Annotated in this window: 20 protein-coding genes; 10 read left to right on the top strand and 10 right to left on the bottom strand. The window is 42.3% G+C overall.

The window, feature by feature from the left end:
• Positions 1–99 precede the first annotated feature (99 nt).
• The 3 genes from ACE1TH_RS15570 (at position 100) to ACE1TH_RS15560 (ending at position 1,724) form a co-directional block, all read left to right on the top strand.
• On the top strand, positions 100–1,005 hold the full coding sequence (locus ACE1TH_RS15570) for a DUF6612 family protein (protein ID WP_099304090.1): 906 nt from the start codon (positions 100–102) through the stop codon (positions 1,003–1,005).
• 159 nt (positions 1,006–1,164) lie between these two features.
• Positions 1,165–1,440, top strand: a complete 276-nt coding sequence (locus tag ACE1TH_RS15565; RefSeq protein ID WP_375079453.1) for a GNAT family N-acetyltransferase — start codon at positions 1,165–1,167, stop codon at positions 1,438–1,440.
• Between the two features lie 50 nt (positions 1,441–1,490).
• Positions 1,491–1,724 carry a (4Fe-4S)-binding protein gene (locus ACE1TH_RS15560; RefSeq protein ID WP_099304080.1) on the top strand — a complete coding sequence of 78 codons (234 nt, stop codon included), beginning with the start codon at positions 1,491–1,493 and terminating at the stop codon, positions 1,722–1,724.
• Positions 1,725–1,780: 56 nt separating this feature from the next.
• Here ACE1TH_RS15560 and ACE1TH_RS15555 read toward each other — a convergent pair whose 3' ends face one another.
• The 7 genes from ACE1TH_RS15555 to ACE1TH_RS15525 all read right to left on the bottom strand — a co-directional run bounded on the left by ACE1TH_RS15555 (position 1,781) and on the right by ACE1TH_RS15525 (position 7,610).
• Positions 1,781–2,080: a hypothetical protein gene (locus tag ACE1TH_RS15555; RefSeq protein WP_255224033.1), complete on the bottom strand. Its 300-nt coding sequence runs from the start codon at positions 2,078–2,080 to the stop codon at positions 1,781–1,783.
• Between the two features lie 72 nt (positions 2,081–2,152).
• Positions 2,153–3,016: a hypothetical protein gene (locus ACE1TH_RS15550; RefSeq protein WP_375079452.1), complete on the bottom strand. Its 864-nt coding sequence runs from the start codon at positions 3,014–3,016 to the stop codon at positions 2,153–2,155.
• A gap of 182 nt (positions 3,017–3,198) precedes the next feature.
• The gene (locus ACE1TH_RS15545; protein WP_375079451.1) at positions 3,199–4,788 is read right to left on the bottom strand and encodes a solute:sodium symporter family transporter; all 1,590 of its coding nucleotides are present in this window, start codon (positions 4,786–4,788) and stop codon (positions 3,199–3,201) included.
• A gap of 177 nt (positions 4,789–4,965) precedes the next feature.
• A complete protein-coding gene (locus ACE1TH_RS15540) occupies positions 4,966–5,214 on the bottom strand; it encodes a GlsB/YeaQ/YmgE family stress response membrane protein (RefSeq protein ID WP_099304273.1) in 249 nt (82 codons plus the stop codon).
• Positions 5,215–5,264: 50 nt separating this feature from the next.
• On the bottom strand, positions 5,265–5,504 hold the full coding sequence (locus ACE1TH_RS15535) for a hypothetical protein (RefSeq protein ID WP_099304072.1): 240 nt from the start codon (positions 5,502–5,504) through the stop codon (positions 5,265–5,267).
• A gap of 102 nt (positions 5,505–5,606) precedes the next feature.
• Positions 5,607–6,659, bottom strand: a complete 1,053-nt coding sequence (locus tag ACE1TH_RS15530; RefSeq protein ID WP_375079450.1) for a 2,3-butanediol dehydrogenase — start codon at positions 6,657–6,659, stop codon at positions 5,607–5,609.
• A gap of 69 nt (positions 6,660–6,728) precedes the next feature.
• The gene (locus ACE1TH_RS15525) at positions 6,729–7,610 is read right to left on the bottom strand and encodes a LysR family transcriptional regulator (protein ID WP_375079449.1); all 882 of its coding nucleotides are present in this window, start codon (positions 7,608–7,610) and stop codon (positions 6,729–6,731) included.
• Positions 7,611–7,699: 89 nt separating this feature from the next.
• Between ACE1TH_RS15525 and aroA the strand changes: the two genes are divergently transcribed.
• A complete protein-coding gene (aroA, locus tag ACE1TH_RS15520) occupies positions 7,700–9,046 on the top strand; it encodes a 3-phosphoshikimate 1-carboxyvinyltransferase (RefSeq protein WP_375079448.1) in 1,347 nt (448 codons plus the stop codon).
• A 64-nt stretch (positions 9,047–9,110) separates the two neighbouring features.
• Positions 9,111–9,347 carry a hypothetical protein gene (locus ACE1TH_RS15515; protein WP_375079447.1) on the top strand — a complete coding sequence of 79 codons (237 nt, stop codon included), beginning with the start codon at positions 9,111–9,113 and terminating at the stop codon, positions 9,345–9,347.
• A gap of 4 nt (positions 9,348–9,351) precedes the next feature.
• Here the strand turns inward: ACE1TH_RS15515 and ACE1TH_RS15510 are convergent, their stop codons facing one another.
• Genes ACE1TH_RS15510 through ACE1TH_RS15500 form a run of 3 tightly spaced genes read right to left on the bottom strand, consistent with a single transcriptional unit; the run spans position 9,352 to position 11,131 of the window.
• Positions 9,352–9,747, bottom strand: a complete 396-nt coding sequence (locus ACE1TH_RS15510; protein ID WP_375079446.1) for a GNAT family N-acetyltransferase — start codon at positions 9,745–9,747, stop codon at positions 9,352–9,354.
• A gap of 13 nt (positions 9,748–9,760) precedes the next feature.
• Positions 9,761–10,270: a GNAT family N-acetyltransferase gene (locus ACE1TH_RS15505; protein ID WP_375079445.1), complete on the bottom strand. Its 510-nt coding sequence runs from the start codon at positions 10,268–10,270 to the stop codon at positions 9,761–9,763.
• Positions 10,271–11,131: a LysR family transcriptional regulator gene (locus ACE1TH_RS15500; protein WP_255224025.1), complete on the bottom strand. Its 861-nt coding sequence runs from the start codon at positions 11,129–11,131 to the stop codon at positions 10,271–10,273.
• A 148-nt stretch (positions 11,132–11,279) separates the two neighbouring features.
• Between ACE1TH_RS15500 and ACE1TH_RS15495 the strand changes: the two genes are divergently transcribed.
• The 5 genes from ACE1TH_RS15495 (at position 11,280) to ACE1TH_RS15475 (ending at position 14,900) form a co-directional block, all read left to right on the top strand.
• A complete protein-coding gene (locus ACE1TH_RS15495) occupies positions 11,280–12,443 on the top strand; it encodes a YbfB/YjiJ family MFS transporter (RefSeq protein ID WP_375079444.1) in 1,164 nt (387 codons plus the stop codon).
• On the top strand, positions 12,424–12,633 hold the full coding sequence (locus tag ACE1TH_RS15490) for a tautomerase family protein (RefSeq protein WP_099304056.1): 210 nt from the start codon (positions 12,424–12,426) through the stop codon (positions 12,631–12,633). The genes ACE1TH_RS15495 and ACE1TH_RS15490 overlap by 20 nt, the downstream gene beginning before the upstream one ends.
• Before the next feature lie 155 nt (positions 12,634–12,788).
• A complete protein-coding gene (locus ACE1TH_RS15485) occupies positions 12,789–13,118 on the top strand; it encodes a hypothetical protein (protein WP_099304054.1) in 330 nt (109 codons plus the stop codon).
• Between the two features lie 10 nt (positions 13,119–13,128).
• Positions 13,129–13,959: an STAS domain-containing protein gene (locus ACE1TH_RS15480; protein ID WP_255224023.1), complete on the top strand. Its 831-nt coding sequence runs from the start codon at positions 13,129–13,131 to the stop codon at positions 13,957–13,959.
• Between the two features lie 140 nt (positions 13,960–14,099).
• Positions 14,100–14,900, top strand: coding sequence for a methyltransferase domain-containing protein (locus ACE1TH_RS15475; RefSeq protein WP_375079443.1), 801 nt, complete (start codon positions 14,100–14,102; stop codon positions 14,898–14,900).
• Positions 14,901–15,024: the final 124 nt, after the last annotated feature.

Here is a 15,024-nt window from a genome sequence, read left to right as displayed (position 1 = left end):
TAACTACTTCTACATATAGGAAATGCAGGAGACGAACATGAGTATCAAGCAGCCTAGACAATGCTGTTCTTCCTAAAACTTAAATTTAGGAGTGTACATATGAAAAAATTAACATCAGTTACGGTAGCAAGTTTTTTTGTTGTAGCGGTTACAGGAAATGCTTTAGCAAATGAAGAGAGTGCCGCTGACATTATTCACCAGTCAAATGAAGCGATGCTCGAACTTGATAGTTATTCTAGCGAAACGATGATGGACATGACGATGCCAGATCCTATGTCTGGTGAAGAGGTAACCCTGTCGGTACATACGATGGAAGATGTCATTATGGATCCATTTGCGATGCACCAAGTATCAACGATTAGCACACCGGATGGGGACATGGAATCCACGCTTTATTGGACAGAAGATGGCATGTACGAGCAGGGGCCGGACGGGGAATGGTACGTTTTTGAGGGAATGAGCAGTGATGAGATGATGGAACTGCTTCAAGCGACGTCAACACGTGAACAAGCGGACATGCTTGGTGAAGATATGAGCGTTAGCGATGAGGGAGATGCGTACGTTCTCACTTACGAAGGGAACGGCGAAGACTTAAATGACATGATTAATGACCTTCTTGGTGAATTAATGATGGAAGAAGAGATGCAAGGCGGAGAAGCGTTGCTGGAGACTTTTGAAATTAGTGACTTGAACTACGAGATGACAATTGAAAAAGATACGTACTATATGACCGATATGATGATGGATATGACAATGATGATTGACGATGGCGAAGAAAGTATGGAGATGCATATTGCCATGGAGCAAACCGTCAGTAACTTTAATGGTGTTGATTCGATTGTTGTTCCTGACGAAGTGAAGGAAAACGCTGAGCCAATTGATGCTGGTGGTGCAATGCCAGACACGGCAAGCAATCATCTTCTTTATGCAATGGGTGGCTTGACTCTTGCGGCAGGTGGATTCGGTTTATCTGCGTTGTATCGTCGAAGAGTTCGTACGACTTAATTAAGAAGAGAAGGAAGGATCGTCACCGTATACGTGAGACGATCCTTTTTTGGCTATTTAGATGATGGTGATGGGTTTCTTAATGGCTTCAATGCTTGACAAGAATCGCGCTATTGCAAATGGTGACACAAAATAAATCGTATGGATTGGAGAAAGCTGATGATTGTAGAAGAAGAAAAAAGACATGTGTATAAAGGGGAAAGCGGGAATGTATTAGGTGAAATTACATTTGTTCCAGTTGGGAAAACCAAGATTATTATTGATCACACTCATGTATTGGAAGAAGAAAAAGGAAAGGGAATTGCGAAAGAACTTGTTTATTCGGTCGTAAAACGTATGGAGCAAGAGAATAAGCTTATTTTACCGCTTTGTCCATTTGCTAAGTTAGAATTTGAGAAAAATCCAGACTATCAAAAGCTATTGGCACAAAAATAATTGTGTAACAGATAAACGTTTTTCATCAAAAAAGAAAGAGGTGATTTGCAATGAAACAAGAGTTAGAGGAGCAAGGGTACAGACGTTATTACGGGGAAGCAATTGATGTATATTTTAATAAGGATGTTTGTATTCACGCGGCGAAATGTGTGCAGAACTTAAATGAAGTGTTTGATACCGAGAAAAGGCCATGGATTCAACCAGATCAAGCAAAAGCTTCAGATGTGGAGGCCACTGTTAAGCTATGCCCGAGTGGCGCATTACAGTATAAACGAGATGAGTAAACGGTTCATTTGTTTAATCAATTCAGTAGCGTTTCGTTTGACCGAGCGCAAAAGCATTACGAGCCCCTTTTGCGTACGATCCCTACAATGATGCCGATGAAAATCATGACAAAGGCTGCGGGGATCGCAACCATCCCCGAATAAACCGCACCAAACATAGGACCGGCACCTTCATTGTGCTCAAACAGTCTTAGGGAAATTCCGGTTATCACATAAACGAGAATCCCAGAACTAAACAGGATGGCTCCACAAATGTAAAAGGCGATGGTTTTACGGTTGATAATCAAAAAAATGGTCAATCCAATCGTTAATAAAATTGGAATTCCTGTGAAGAACTCATAAAATCCTGTAGTCATAAGACTGTCACCCTTTTTGAAAGAATAAAAAGAGCTCCGCTAGCTATGAGAGAAGCTCTTTCATTGAAACCATTAGCCGATCGTGTCGCTTATCTCGCCATCTGTTACGTCCATGTCATCAGGCGCTTGAAAAAGCGACTCGTCAAATTCTGGATTTAATTCATAGTCGATGACGTCATCTTCTGCTTGGAAACCGCCATCGAGGGTTGTATCCATGTCGTCGTCTCCACCTATAATTTCATCCCGAACCGAAAAATACGTGTCTTGGTCGAAATAGAACGCCATCGTTTCGCCATCCATTTCTGCTTCAACGTGATACGTTTGATAGCCATTTACTTCTTCTTCTCCTACAAGCGTCAGTTCATCTGCATTGTCTAGTAAGTCTTCATAGCGCTGTGCCATGTGTGAGAAGTCAAAGTCAAGATCACGTTCAATGCGGATGGCTTCATCGTCGCCTTCATCGTACATAATCGCATAAGCAGGATCATCGTAGTCTGTAAAGCTATATGAAACCGTTTCTTCAGTGTTTGCATCACTGTCTGTTTCTACATCCATGATCATTTCTTGTTCGGAACGATCGTAGAAGTCATCCCCATCAACGAACGTCCATTGGCGGATGTTCATTTCTAAACCAAGCTCAGCTGAATTCGCTTCTTCATCAATTTCATCTTCTATGTCTTCTTCGTCTATACTAAAGTCGATGTCTCCTTCACCAACCGTCTCCATGTATAGACCTTCTAACCCATCGTAAAGTGCAATCGCTTCTTGGAGAATGTCTTCAGCCGTTAACTCATCGTCTTCTGCAGCTTGATCGGTTGTCTCTTCTGTCTCGCCATTGCCGTTAGCGTTCTCTTCTGTGTTTTCGTCTTCTCCATCCGTACAAGCAGCTAAAAGGACGGTTGTGCTGCATAACGCAACTAGCCATGTCTTTTTCATCGACTCACCCTATCTTAAAGAATTTTCTATCTACTGCTTCTTTTACCTTAAAAAGGAAGTTCGAAACGTCAAATCAACATAAATAAGGATTACGTTAAAAAAAAGAACCTGTACGAATGATGGAATCTCATTCATACAAGTTCCTTATGAAAATATGCACGTAAAGGGGAGTGCGTCATGAATTAATTGGCAATGCCCATTGGCGAGAAGAACCAGTACATAGCTACAACCATAATAAGGATCATGGCACTCACCCATTTTCTGTGCTTCCATGGCGTTAAATCAACTTTTGCTTCTGTTTTTGGAAATTCAAATGGTTTTGCATTTGGTCCAAAACGACTGATCGCCCAAATTAAGAAGATGTCGACGAATAAAATAACGCTAAAGACATAAAGGTAGTGGATGTCCGTAAAGAGTTGGGACGAACCATACACAATAATATGGAAAACAAACGTAACTTTTGCTGCAAAAGGTGTCGCATATTTTGAATAAAAGCCTAAAAGAATTAAAGCAAGAAGTGGCATACTGTATAGACCGTTAAACTGTTGAACGACATGGAATAATCCCGCAGGCGCGAATGATATAAATGGCGCTATTAGTGCAGAAATTAATCCGATTGTAACAGTGAAAATTTTGCCCATTCGACTTACTTGCTTATCCGTTACATTTTTCTTTAACGGTTTATAAAAATCGAGTGTTAGTAACGTTGTTGTCGCATTTAATGCTCCGACAAAGGAACTTAGAATCGCTCCGAAAATGACGGCTGCAAAAATACCGAATGCCCATTCAGGTAAGACTGCTGTTACAAGCATTGGATAGGCATTGTCTGCTGGTTCAATTGAATCGCCTAACATATTGTAGGCGATAATTCCTGGAAATACTAAAAACAAAGCGCCGAAAATCTTGAAGATTCCTACATATAAAGCGCCTTTTTGACCTTCTTTCAAGTCTCGACCGGCTAAGGCTTTTTGTACGATCATTTGGTTGGTACACCAAAAGAATAAGTTGTTGAAAAGTAACCCCAAAAACAATGTTGGCCATGGAACCATGTCTGAATCGACAGCACCAAACGAGTTTAGCTTTTCTGGTGTATTCGTACGAATCGTTTCAAATCCACCTAATATTCCGCCATCGCCTAATAAGTATAGCCCGAGAATGGGGATGGAAAGACCGGCAACAAGCAAACCGATTCCATATACGGTATCGCTAAACGCGCTTAAACGTAATCCGCCTAATAATAAGTACAGCAAGCCGATAATTCCTGCGATTCCGGATATAAGCGCAATCGCTACAAGCGGATCGACGCCAAGCATTTCATCAATGGAAAAGATTTGATTAAACACAAGTGAACCTGAATATAAAACAACGGGTAAGAAAGAAACAACGTATGTAAAAATAAAAAGGATCGATGTGATTCGTTTTGTCGTTGTGTCAAAACGAATTTCAATAAAATCGGTCACGGTATCCACACCGTACTTTAAGTATTTTGGTAAGAAAATGAGTGCAAGGGCGACGATGGCGACGGCAGCCGTTACTTCCCAACCCATCACTTCCATTCCAGATGCGTAACTTTGGCCGTTTTGCCCAACAATTTGCTCAGTAGAAAGATTCGTCATGACGATGGAACCGGCAATGGTGATGCCTGTTAAACTTCGTCCTCCTAAAAATAGCCCTTCAGAGCTATCAAGATTAACTTTTCTACTTCTTGCGTATGCATAGATCGCTACTCCAGCGACAATAAAAATAAAGATTGCAATTGACATGAATCCCATATAGACTTCTCTTCTTTCTTCGTTAAGTTCGATCGTAAAATAAAAACATTTTCTATAGTTTCCCGCTCTCAATAGAATAAAACCTGTTTCAGCACGATTTTTTTAGCGGAAATAAAAGAGAGCGCTGTCATTTTTTATAAAAAAAAAGACGCCCGTTTGATAGGCGTCTTGCTTTACTTAAGATTTAAATGCTCGTAGCACAAGGCTGACAATTAAGACTAAAATAATGGCACCAATAAGAGCAGGGAAAATCGCAAATCCACCGATGCTAGGACCCATATCTCCTAGAAGCCATGTTCCGATGTTCGCACCGATAAAACCTGCAATAATATTCCCGATAATGCCGAATGGGACACCTTTACCAGTGATTGCACCTGCAGCCCACCCAATTAAGCCACCAATAATTAAACTCCAAATAAAACTCATCATGATTGTTTTCCTCCTCGTTTGTTCCTCGTTTTATGTGTTAAGGTCGATTAAAAGCTAAACAGTACAAAAACGCCTGTAGCAAGTAAGAGCAACATAAGACCGTTATAGACGATACCGATAATACCCGTAACTTTACCGCCCATCGCCATGCCTGTATTTACGCCTGATGCCATCACAACAGCGACAATGCCAAGGATTAGTCCGATATATGGGATAAGTAAAGATAAAATACCAAAGACAAGGGACCCAGTTCCAGTTGATTGTTTCTTTTGTTGTGTTGATTCCATCGTTTATCGCCTCCTATTGACCCTCTTTACCTTTTTTGGTAAGACGATAAACATAGATTGTGAAAAAAACTAGGTGACGTGCACCCAGTTCGCTTGAAGATTTTACGATTCGCCACTTAATTTCACGAGAATTTTCGCTTGTGATTTGTCTTCTGATAAACGTTCAAAGCCGTCTGTGACAATGGCTTCAAGTTCAATGTGATCGGTGATAACGCCTTTGACGTCAAGGGCACCAGCAGCAATCGAGTCAATCGTACGCTGAAAGACCTCTGGCTCGTAAGCAAGAGAAGACGTAATTTTCACTCCGGATACAGTCAGGTCCATTGGTTTGATTTCTACACCTTTTGTAAAAATCGAAACGATCACAACGGTTCCGCGAGATTTAGCTGTGTGAATCGCTTGGTTTAGCGTAACGCCAACACCTGCTACTTCAAAACTGGCATCAACACCCTCCGGTTCAATCTTTTTAACCTCTTCAACAGGGTCAACATTTCCAGAATTGAATACATGGGTGGCGCCTACTTCGGTTGCTTTTTTTAATCGTTCCTCTGACAAATCAAAGACAATGATTTTGCTTGCTCCAGCAGCTTTTGCAGCAATAATTGTACATAAGCCGATTGGGCCAGCTCCAAAAACTGTGCACGTTTGGCCAAATTTAAAATCTGCTTCTTTTAATGCTTGGACCGTAACCGCCATTGGCTCAACAAGCGCACCTTCTTCAAGGGTCATCCCTTCTGGAACCTTGTGAACCATAGACTCAGGGATGACGCAGTAGTCGGCGAAACCGCCATCGCTTGCCAAACCTGCAAAGGCAAATCCATCGTAAAGGTCGAGGGTAGGTGGCTTTACTCCATGTGTATACAGTGGATTTACAACGACTCTGTCGCCTTTTTTAAAGTCGGAGACGTCGCTGCCAACTTCATCAATAACACCTGCGAACTCATGACCCATTACAATTGGAGCCGTGTCACCAGTTAATGCATCAGGTGCATTCGCTGGAATGACGATAGGCCCGTGTAAGTATTCGTGTAAATCGCTTCCGCAAATACCTGCCCACGCCACTTTAATCTTAACGTCCGTTTTTGTGACTTCTTTTACTTCCCAGTTTTCTTCTACACGTACATCTTTTGCGTTATGCCATACAGCTGCGCGCATGTGAACACTCCTTTTAATTGAAAAATTTCTTTGTTAGGTTGCCCGAAAAGTTGAAGATCATATGTGCTTTTATTGAGATTGGTTAAGTTTTTCTAAAAACCTGTTTGCCGCATGGCTGAGTTGTGCTTGATTACGAGTGACGATTCCGATTTGACGGGGGTTTAGAGGTTCATCTAGCAGAACTTCATGCAAAGCGTGCTCGTCGAGTTCTTGTTGAACAAATTCTTTCGTAACAAACGCCACACCCATTCCAATGCGAGCACATTCAAGTAAGATGTCCATCGCGCCGACTTCAACCTCTGGTGTGACGAGGAGGTCTTGTTTAGCGAAGAGTTCATTTAAATAGTGCCTCGCATGACTCTGTTGCGAAAAGCTCAAAATAGGGTAATGAGCCAAGTCTGCGATGGATTGAGGTTCACGCGCTAATGACTGGTAGCGTTCGCCAACTACAAATGTGCTATGAATCGTAAAGACGCTATGGACGGTATAAGTTTGTTCGTTAATTGGCATGTGGACAAGCGCCAAATCAATGGTCCCTTGATCTAATTTCTCGATTAGTTGTGGAGTTGAGCCATGTTGGAGTTTCAGTTGTATTTCTGGAAACTGTCGTTGGAATGACTGAACGATTGGTAATAAAAGGTGCTTGCACGTTGAATCACTTGCACCGATTGCGACAGACCCTTGCTTTAAATAACGTCTTTCATTTAGATTTGTTTCTGCTTGCTGAATGAGTTGGAAGGCAGGTTCCAGTTGTTGAAACAACAGCTGTCCTTCATTTGTAAGGGATACGCCTTTAGAATGACGTTGAAAAAGCTTGGTTTGAAGTCGATCTTCTAATTGTGCGATGCTTTGACTAATGTTAGGTTGCGTCACAAATAATCGTTTGGCAGCTTTACTGAAATTTTGCTCAATTGCGGTGATATAGAAAAGATAGTAGGCATCCATTTTCATGTTATAAACCTCACTTATGTATGATGGCAATAGAATTTATTTAACTTATAACATAAAGGGAAGTAGAATGGAACAAAGGAGATGATTCCATGAAGAAGGGTCATGTTGATCAACGAGCGAGAAGTCCGTGGACACCTTTAAAAGGGGTTCATAGCGTCACCGTCGCACCCGGAGAGCGTGTGATTGACGGAGAAGTAACGATTCCGGGGAGCAAAAGTTTAACGAATCGAGCATTTATCATGAGTGCGCTGGCAGAAGGGACGTCTACATTAAAAGGATTTTTGCGTAGCGATGATGCGTATTGGTGTATTGATGCACTAAGAAAATTAGGTGTCGCCATTGATGTACATGAAGATGAGGCGAGGGTTCATGGTACAGGCCAAAACTGGAAAAGCGATTCCCTTTATATTGGCGCTGCTGGAACCGTTGCCCGCTTTTTACCGGGAAGTCTGGTAACTGCGGCGCAAGGAGAATGGACGATTGAAGCGAGTGAAAGCATGACGAAGCGTCCGGTTGCGCCTTTAATTGATGCGCTAAGAGCGCTTGGTGGGGAAATTACGCACCTTGAAAAAGAGGGGCACTATCCGCTAAAGATTAAAGGGAAACCGCTTCAAGGCGGAACCGTAGACTTGTCTGGAAAGATTTCAAGTCAATACATTAGTGGCTTGCTGATCGCAGGGCCTTATTTTCAGACGCCGCTACAAATCACGATTACCGACCATATTGTCCAGCATGCGTATGTACGCTTGACCCTCGATTTAATGGAAGCGTTCGGGGCAACGGTTTCGTACGACGATGCTTTACAAACGATGAACGTATCGCCATCTGTGTACAAACCTCAAGCACTCACTCTGGAAGCAGACGCATCTACCGCTTGTTATTTCTTTGGACTAGCGGCATTAAATGAAGGTCGTGTACGCGTAACAAATGTGACTGCTGAAACGAAACAGCCTGATATTGGATTTTTAACGATTTTAGAAAAAATGGGCTGCACCGTTATAAGAGGGGAATCGTACGTTGAAGTGCAGGGGCCGAAGCAGCTAAAAGGTGGCTTCGACGTCTCCATGCGTGAAATGTCCGACCAAACGTTAACCCTTGCTGCGCTTGCGCCGTTTGCGGATGGACCAATTACGATTTCAGAAGTGGAGCACATTCGCTACCACGAATCGAATCGTATAAAAGTCATCGCAGATTCGCTAACAAAATTAGGGATTCAAGTGGAAGAGTACAATGATGGATTAAAAGTATTTCCAGGAACGCCGAAAGCGGCAAAACTGGATACGTACGACGACCATCGTGTGGCCATGTCCCTTGCCTTGATTGGGACAAAAGTTGCGGGCATTGAATTAACCGATCCTGGATGCGTCTCGAAAACTTGCCCGTCATTCTTTGAACTGCTTGCTTCATTTGGTGTTGAAGTCGAAGAAAAAGTATAAAAAGAGGGGAGATCCCCTCTTTTTTTGTTTGTGTTTATTGCCCTCTTTAAAGAAGGAGAACGACATGATACGCTTTATGAAAGAGTTGGGAGGTGCCGGTATGCAAGTGAAGGAAGTACCTAAAAATCGGTTGTTTCATTATGGAATGAACGTATTTAACACAATGTTTGTGGCGAATTTACTTGGACATCTGATCTACGACCACGCAACTGCCGTCGAACGGCTGCCGCATATGGTGTTTGTCTCGACGCTTATTGCCCTTTTTTTTACGTTTGGTGGCGTGAAAGTGAAAGAGGAATAGCTTTTTACAAAGAAGGCTTTGAGACGGTAAAGATCGTGCCTTCTTTTTGGTAACCAAGTGTTTCATAATAGGTATCAACATCCGACATAACGAAAACAACATGCGACGGGTACAGTTTATAAAAACGAGTCATTAGTTTATTACCAACATTATGTCCGCGTGCTTGCTGGTGGACGAGTAAATCACAGATATAGAGATGAAAAGCGCCATCAACAATGGCCCGTGCATAGCCGATAAGCTCGCCCTCTTTATAAGCAACGAGTGTTATTGAGCTTGCTAACGTTTGAATATATTTTTCTTTCCCACCGTTATACAAATACTCGTGCCACTCTTCGCCCTCAGAAGCAATTAAAGCAAAAAGGTCTTGTTCCATCGTTGGTGTGTACGTATGTATATCCATAGTCGATCTCTCCTTATGTAAGAACTCGTCGATAACGACAGCTTTTATACTCATCTTGCTGGTCGTTTCCGTGTGCAGCTTGTTCATATTGGAAGCGAAAGCCTCGCGCTTCATAAAACGGGATGCCTTTATCATTGTTTTTTGCAACAGATACCCACTGTTCAGTCGCACCAAACGAGCGCTGTTGTTCTGTAATCGCTGCTAGAAGTTTTGAGCCAATCCCTTCATTTCGTCGATTCGGTAACAAGTAAAGAACAAATAACTCGGCTTGAACATCATTAAGTAAGCCGCCTCCTGCTGAACCAACGACTTCCTCTCCATCTAACGCAACGACATAGCCACCCCAATGTTTGCTCTGTTCCTGAACTTCTTTCGTAACCCGTGCCTCATTGTAAAATTCTTCGCAAACCCGTTCAATATAGTCATCTGACAAAAGTCCTTGATAGGTGGCCCAGTATCCTTTTTGGCAGACAGAAATAATTCCGTTCACGTGGGTGATGTTAGCTTGTTGGATGGTAATCATTTAATCGTCCTCCTTATGGGAATAGTGTTTGAAAAAAGAAAAGGTTGGATGTTCTTCGTGCTCTCGATAAAGAAAATGCGTATCGATCTGTTGAAAAGAAGCGGGTAACGGGATGCTCGAGACAGAAGGATGATGGCCAACGACAGATTGAGGTAACATGGACACACCCATGTTATTGGCGACACAACCAAGAATGGCGTCGAGGGAACCAAGCTCCATTTTTCTTTGTGGAACAAATTGAAGCGAATCAAAAAAGCGCTCTAGATGCTTTCGATACGCGCATCCGCTGCGGAATGTAATGATATCTTGCGTATCCAGTTGTTGATAGGACGCATCAAGTTGCTTTGCTAAAGCGTTGCTCGTGACGAGCATCATCGTCTCACGAAACAAGGGGACACTGTTTAGCCCACTTCGTTTAATCGGACCAGCAATAAAAGCAGCGTCGATATCATAGCGGAGTACACGATCAATCAACTCATCTGTTGGACCTGTTTTAAGGTGTATCGAGACATGTGGGTAGGTTTCTTTTAATTGAGCAAGCATCGTTGGGAGGTGAACGGCTGCTGTTGTTTCCATCGAACCGATTGTGATTGAACCAGTTGCTTCACCATCTCGTAACCGTGTGTTTGTTTCCTCCCAAAGCCGAAGAATTTGGTTTGTTTGTTCAAGTAATACATGTCCTTTTGTTGTGAGTTGTACCCCTTGGGCTGTTCGATAAAAAAGCGATGTGTCAAAATAAGCTTCTAGTCGTTTGATTTTCATCGTCATATTGGATTGTCCATAATTAAGCTTAGCGGCTGCTTTTGAAATATTTTGTAGGCGCGCCACTTCAGCAAATGCTTGTAAATCATCGAATTTCATTGATTCTCCACCCTTATAAATCTGTTAGTCTGAGTTAACATTCACTCAGGTGTCAAAAAAATAAATAGCTTGCATCAAATAATTGCATTTTTATAAATAGTCCTTTCATAGTACGCTAGAAAGAGAGCGTTTGCAAGGTGGGGATGGGATGGACAATAAGCAGCATCTGCGCTTGATTATTGGTGGGTTCTTAAGTTTGGCTGTTGTGATGGGGATTGGTCGTTTTGCCTACACACCTTTGTTACCGTATATGGAGGAAGCGACAGGTCTTTCTTCGTTCTCATCAGGGCTTCTGGCAACTTGGAATTATATTGGATACTTTTTAGGAGCGCTTTTAGCAGGACGTGGAACGTTCCGCGTAAGATGGTTTTATATTTTCTTATTCGTCAGCGCAATGACTACGTATAGTATGGGCGTGACAGAATCCATGTTGATATGGTCGGCATTGCGTTTGCTTTCAGGCGTTGCTAGCGGTTTTGTGTTTGTTTTTATGTCCGAATGGATCATCCGACGTTTGGCAGAGGATGGCGGCGCAAAAGGTGTCGGTTTGTTATACAGCGGCGTTGGGTTCGGCATTCTTTTTACAGGGATCGTGCTTCCCCTTATATTACCGTTAACTACGTGGCAAATGGGTTGGGTTTTCTTAGGAGTCGTAAGCATTGGTTTAATCGTTGGTATTTATCAATCAACGAAGCACGTAACGCCGACTTCACTTCCGACGCGAACAATAAGCGTTGGAAAAAAACAGCCACTACTATCAATAAACGTATTGCTCATCTCTTATTTCCTTGAAGGGTTTGGCTACATTATTTATGCGACGTTTATCACGAGTGTTCTGGCGACTGTTGCATCTTTTTCGTTTGATGTTGTATGGATTTGGGCAATTGTAGGGATGGGCGCCATGCCATCTTGCTTTTTTTGGGCTTGGTTGGGTCGAGTGCTTAAAAAGGAAACTGCACTAATTCTTGCCTATCTGATTCAAGTTGTGAGTCTCATTCTTCCAACTGGATCGACGAATGCCTTGCTTGTTTTTCTCTCTGCATTCGGATTTGGTGCAACGTTTATGGGAATTACGGTTTTAACAATAGCGCTTGCGAAAGAACAGCAAACTATGAAACCGGTTGTGAGTCAACTGACAGCGGCTTATGCGATTGGTCAACTGTTAGGGCCTGTTGTTGCGGGCATGCTGCTTATGATACATGGCGAAACAGTTGCATTTGTTGTTTCGGCAGGAGCTGTAGCGCTAGCATTGGTGTTCTTGTGTTTATCTTATATGAAAAGGGGTCAGCAACATGCCGTACGTCAATATTAAAGTAACGAAAGAACAGGGTGGTTTAACGAAAGATCAGAAGGCGACGTTAATTAACGGGGTGACAAGATTGCTTCAGGATACGTTGAACAAAAATCCTGCTTCTACCGTTGTCGTAATCGATGAAATTGATATGGATAACTATGGACTCGGTGCAGAACAAATATCTGAACGTCGTAAACGAGGCGAATAACGTAGGAATAAAATCACATGGGGGAAGATACCACGTGATTTTTTTTCGTTCAGAGCGATAGGTGGTGCATTCTTAGTCACCCTCCAGTATTAGGAAAGAATTTTAACAGCGTATGAATAGTCATAAAGTCACAAGTAAGGTAAGATGGATTAAGAATGATTAAAGAAAGAAAGGTGATTATGCTCACATATACACATTTTCAAATGGATTGCCCAACACCCTTCAAACATAAATATACCTTCCAATTTACATTTAATGAGGATCGAACATCGGAAGAAGATATGCATACACAGATGTGTACGCACATACAGCAATACTTGCCCTTAATCATTCAAAACCGCTGTATTTCCGAAGAGTATCGCCAATTTGTATTATTGGATCATGATTTTAATGAAGTTGGTCTATTGAAAGTAAACATCATTAATGACTTTGCAAGCAGAAAAATTGTTTGTCATGTTGATTCTCTTTATGAAAGCATAAAGTAGGAGGTCTAGAATGGAAAAGACGTATTCCGTCTATGCGTTTATGAAATCACGTACATGGGCGTTAACAGAACGTTGGTACGAGAATTTAAATAAAGACCGAGAAGGTGTGTACGGCACAACCGACGAAGATGCTGTGACGCTATTGAAAAACCAAAATCATGATTTTCACCTTTTGTTTTGCGAGTTGTTTAGAGAAGATCAGCCGGACGTAGAAGAGACATTTAAAAGCTGGATTCAAACGATGGCAGAAGATCAAGCGCATTTGAAGACGCCACTGCCAGACATGATTGAAGAGTTTTTAAATGTTAAAGAACAATATATTGAGCTTCTAGAAGAGTATGCGCTCCACCACGCCGAAGCTGTAACGTTAGCGGAATTTAACAGTTGGCACAAACAATTAGCGTTAGCATTAAAACGAATCATGGTGACCTTTACGGAAAATTATTTATCTCATACAGCTGAACAGTTGCGTTCTAGACAAGAGATGATTGCATTGTTAAGTGCGCCGATTATGAAAGTGCGGGAAGGGATTGCTCTTCTGCCATTAGTCGGTGAACTCGATTATGACCGGGCAATGATTATTTTCACTCAGACGTTAGAAAAGTGTTCGGATCTACAAGTGCGAACATTATTAATTGATATATCTGGCGTTTCTGAAATAGACAAGCGTGTCGCAGACCAACTTTACTCGCTTATTAGTGGACTTCGTTTAATAGGCATGCAGGTATTTTTATCTGGCGTGCGGCCAGAGATTGCGCGGACATCCATTAAGTTAGGGGTTCAGTTTAAAGACGTCAAAGTGTATTCTTCCATTGAAAAGGCAATGGTCACGTTAATATAAAGAGAAAGGGATTTCTTGACACGCAAGAAGTCCCTTTTTGTGATCGGAAAAACAAATCGTCAACGATTCAGTTTCCGTATTATCCAGCATGTTGCTGTCGCTTTATAATAAAGGTAAGACAGGAAAGGGAGGAATGGACAATGGCCATTGATTTTCATCATGAACAAAATCGCTTTAGCTATACAAATAGGGAAGTGGATTCGTCATGGCTGGAAGAAATGAACACGATTTTAGAGGCGTATGCACCTCAGCATGTAGTCGATCTTGGTTGTGGCGGTGGCATTTACTCAAGAGTACTCGCTGAAAGGGGTGTTTCGAATGTAACAGGAGTAGACAGTTCAAAAACGATGATTCAAACAGCAGAGGAAGAAGCGAGTTCCAGCAAGGCGGTCACTTATCAAGTGGGATCGGCAACGGAGATGAATTTGAGCAGTAATGCAGCAGATATGGTGTTCGCTCGAGCGCTCATCCATCATTTGAAAGACCTTGCACCTGCTTTTGAAGAAGGGAACCGTGTGCTTAAGCGAGACGGTCTATACCTTATTCAAACGCGTACGCCAGAGGATTGCTTTTTACCCGGAAGCGCTGAGCATCTTCGTGGGTATTTCTTTCATTGTTATCCACACTTAAAAGAAATCGAAACGAGACGGCGTCATCCGGTTAAGGGCATTCACTCAGCGCTTCAAGGGGCAGGGTTTCAAATTGAAAAAACGTGGCATCTTTGGGAGACAAGAGCGGAACATGAAACGAAGCAACAGTTTCTGGACGACATCCGATTGCGCAAAGGGCGAAGCTTGCTTCACGAGCTGTCGGATCAGCAGTTGGAGATACTTGTTGCTTATTTGGATCGGTCCATTCAAGGTGAAAAACGCATTGTCGAAAAAGATCGCTGGACCCTTATTCTCGCAAAAAAACAATATAAATCCCTTACGCAAAGGTAAGGGAAGAGTGGTTAACCGACTATTTCAGTTTTTCCTAGAGGTGAGAAAGTAGGTTCACTATCAGCATTGGCTACGAGGCTTGTTGAGGATACAGCCAAAACAATAATAAATGCAGCAATCAATT

Source organism: Shouchella sp. JSM 1781072, from assembly GCF_041949915.1.
GTDB lineage: Bacteria > Bacillota > Bacilli > Bacillales > Bacillaceae_D > Shouchella.
This window is presented reverse-complemented; position numbering and strand designations above follow the sequence as displayed.

Excerpts from the sequence above, each read along its gene's own strand:
- ACE1TH_RS15565 (WP_375079453.1), top strand. The coding sequence starts at position 1,165 with ATGATTGTAGAAGAAGAAAAAAGACATGTGTATAAAGGGGAAAGCGGG.
- ACE1TH_RS15515 (WP_375079447.1), top strand. The coding sequence starts at position 9,111 with ATGATACGCTTTATGAAAGAGTTGGGAGGTGCCGGTATGCAAGTGAAG.
- ACE1TH_RS15530 (WP_375079450.1), bottom strand. The coding sequence starts at position 6,659 with ATGCGCGCAGCTGTATGGCATAACGCAAAAGATGTACGTGTAGAAGAA.
- ACE1TH_RS15510 (WP_375079446.1), bottom strand. The coding sequence starts at position 9,747 with ATGGATATACATACGTACACACCAACGATGGAACAAGACCTTTTTGCT.
- ACE1TH_RS15560 (WP_099304080.1), top strand. The coding sequence starts at position 1,491 with ATGAAACAAGAGTTAGAGGAGCAAGGGTACAGACGTTATTACGGGGAA.
- ACE1TH_RS15535 (WP_099304072.1), bottom strand. The coding sequence starts at position 5,504 with ATGGAATCAACACAACAAAAGAAACAATCAACTGGAACTGGGTCCCTT.
- ACE1TH_RS15525 (WP_375079449.1), bottom strand. The coding sequence starts at position 7,610 with ATGAAAATGGATGCCTACTATCTTTTCTATATCACCGCAATTGAGCAA.
- ACE1TH_RS15540 (WP_099304273.1), bottom strand. The coding sequence starts at position 5,214 with ATGAGTTTTATTTGGAGTTTAATTATTGGTGGCTTAATTGGGTGGGCT.
- ACE1TH_RS15490 (WP_099304056.1), top strand. The coding sequence starts at position 12,424 with ATGCCGTACGTCAATATTAAAGTAACGAAAGAACAGGGTGGTTTAACG.
- ACE1TH_RS15495 (WP_375079444.1), top strand. The coding sequence starts at position 11,280 with ATGGACAATAAGCAGCATCTGCGCTTGATTATTGGTGGGTTCTTAAGT.
- ACE1TH_RS15570 (WP_099304090.1), top strand. The coding sequence starts at position 100 with ATGAAAAAATTAACATCAGTTACGGTAGCAAGTTTTTTTGTTGTAGCG.
- ACE1TH_RS15475 (WP_375079443.1), top strand. The coding sequence starts at position 14,100 with ATGGCCATTGATTTTCATCATGAACAAAATCGCTTTAGCTATACAAAT.
- aroA (WP_375079448.1), top strand. The coding sequence starts at position 7,700 with ATGAAGAAGGGTCATGTTGATCAACGAGCGAGAAGTCCGTGGACACCT.
- ACE1TH_RS15505 (WP_375079445.1), bottom strand. The coding sequence starts at position 10,270 with ATGATTACCATCCAACAAGCTAACATCACCCACGTGAACGGAATTATT.
- ACE1TH_RS15500 (WP_255224025.1), bottom strand. The coding sequence starts at position 11,131 with ATGAAATTCGATGATTTACAAGCATTTGCTGAAGTGGCGCGCCTACAA.
- ACE1TH_RS15550 (WP_375079452.1), bottom strand. The coding sequence starts at position 3,016 with ATGAAAAAGACATGGCTAGTTGCGTTATGCAGCACAACCGTCCTTTTA.
- ACE1TH_RS15485 (WP_099304054.1), top strand. The coding sequence starts at position 12,789 with ATGATTAAAGAAAGAAAGGTGATTATGCTCACATATACACATTTTCAA.
- ACE1TH_RS15480 (WP_255224023.1), top strand. The coding sequence starts at position 13,129 with ATGGAAAAGACGTATTCCGTCTATGCGTTTATGAAATCACGTACATGG.
- ACE1TH_RS15545 (WP_375079451.1), bottom strand. The coding sequence starts at position 4,788 with ATGGGATTCATGTCAATTGCAATCTTTATTTTTATTGTCGCTGGAGTA.
- ACE1TH_RS15555 (WP_255224033.1), bottom strand. The coding sequence starts at position 2,080 with ATGACTACAGGATTTTATGAGTTCTTCACAGGAATTCCAATTTTATTA.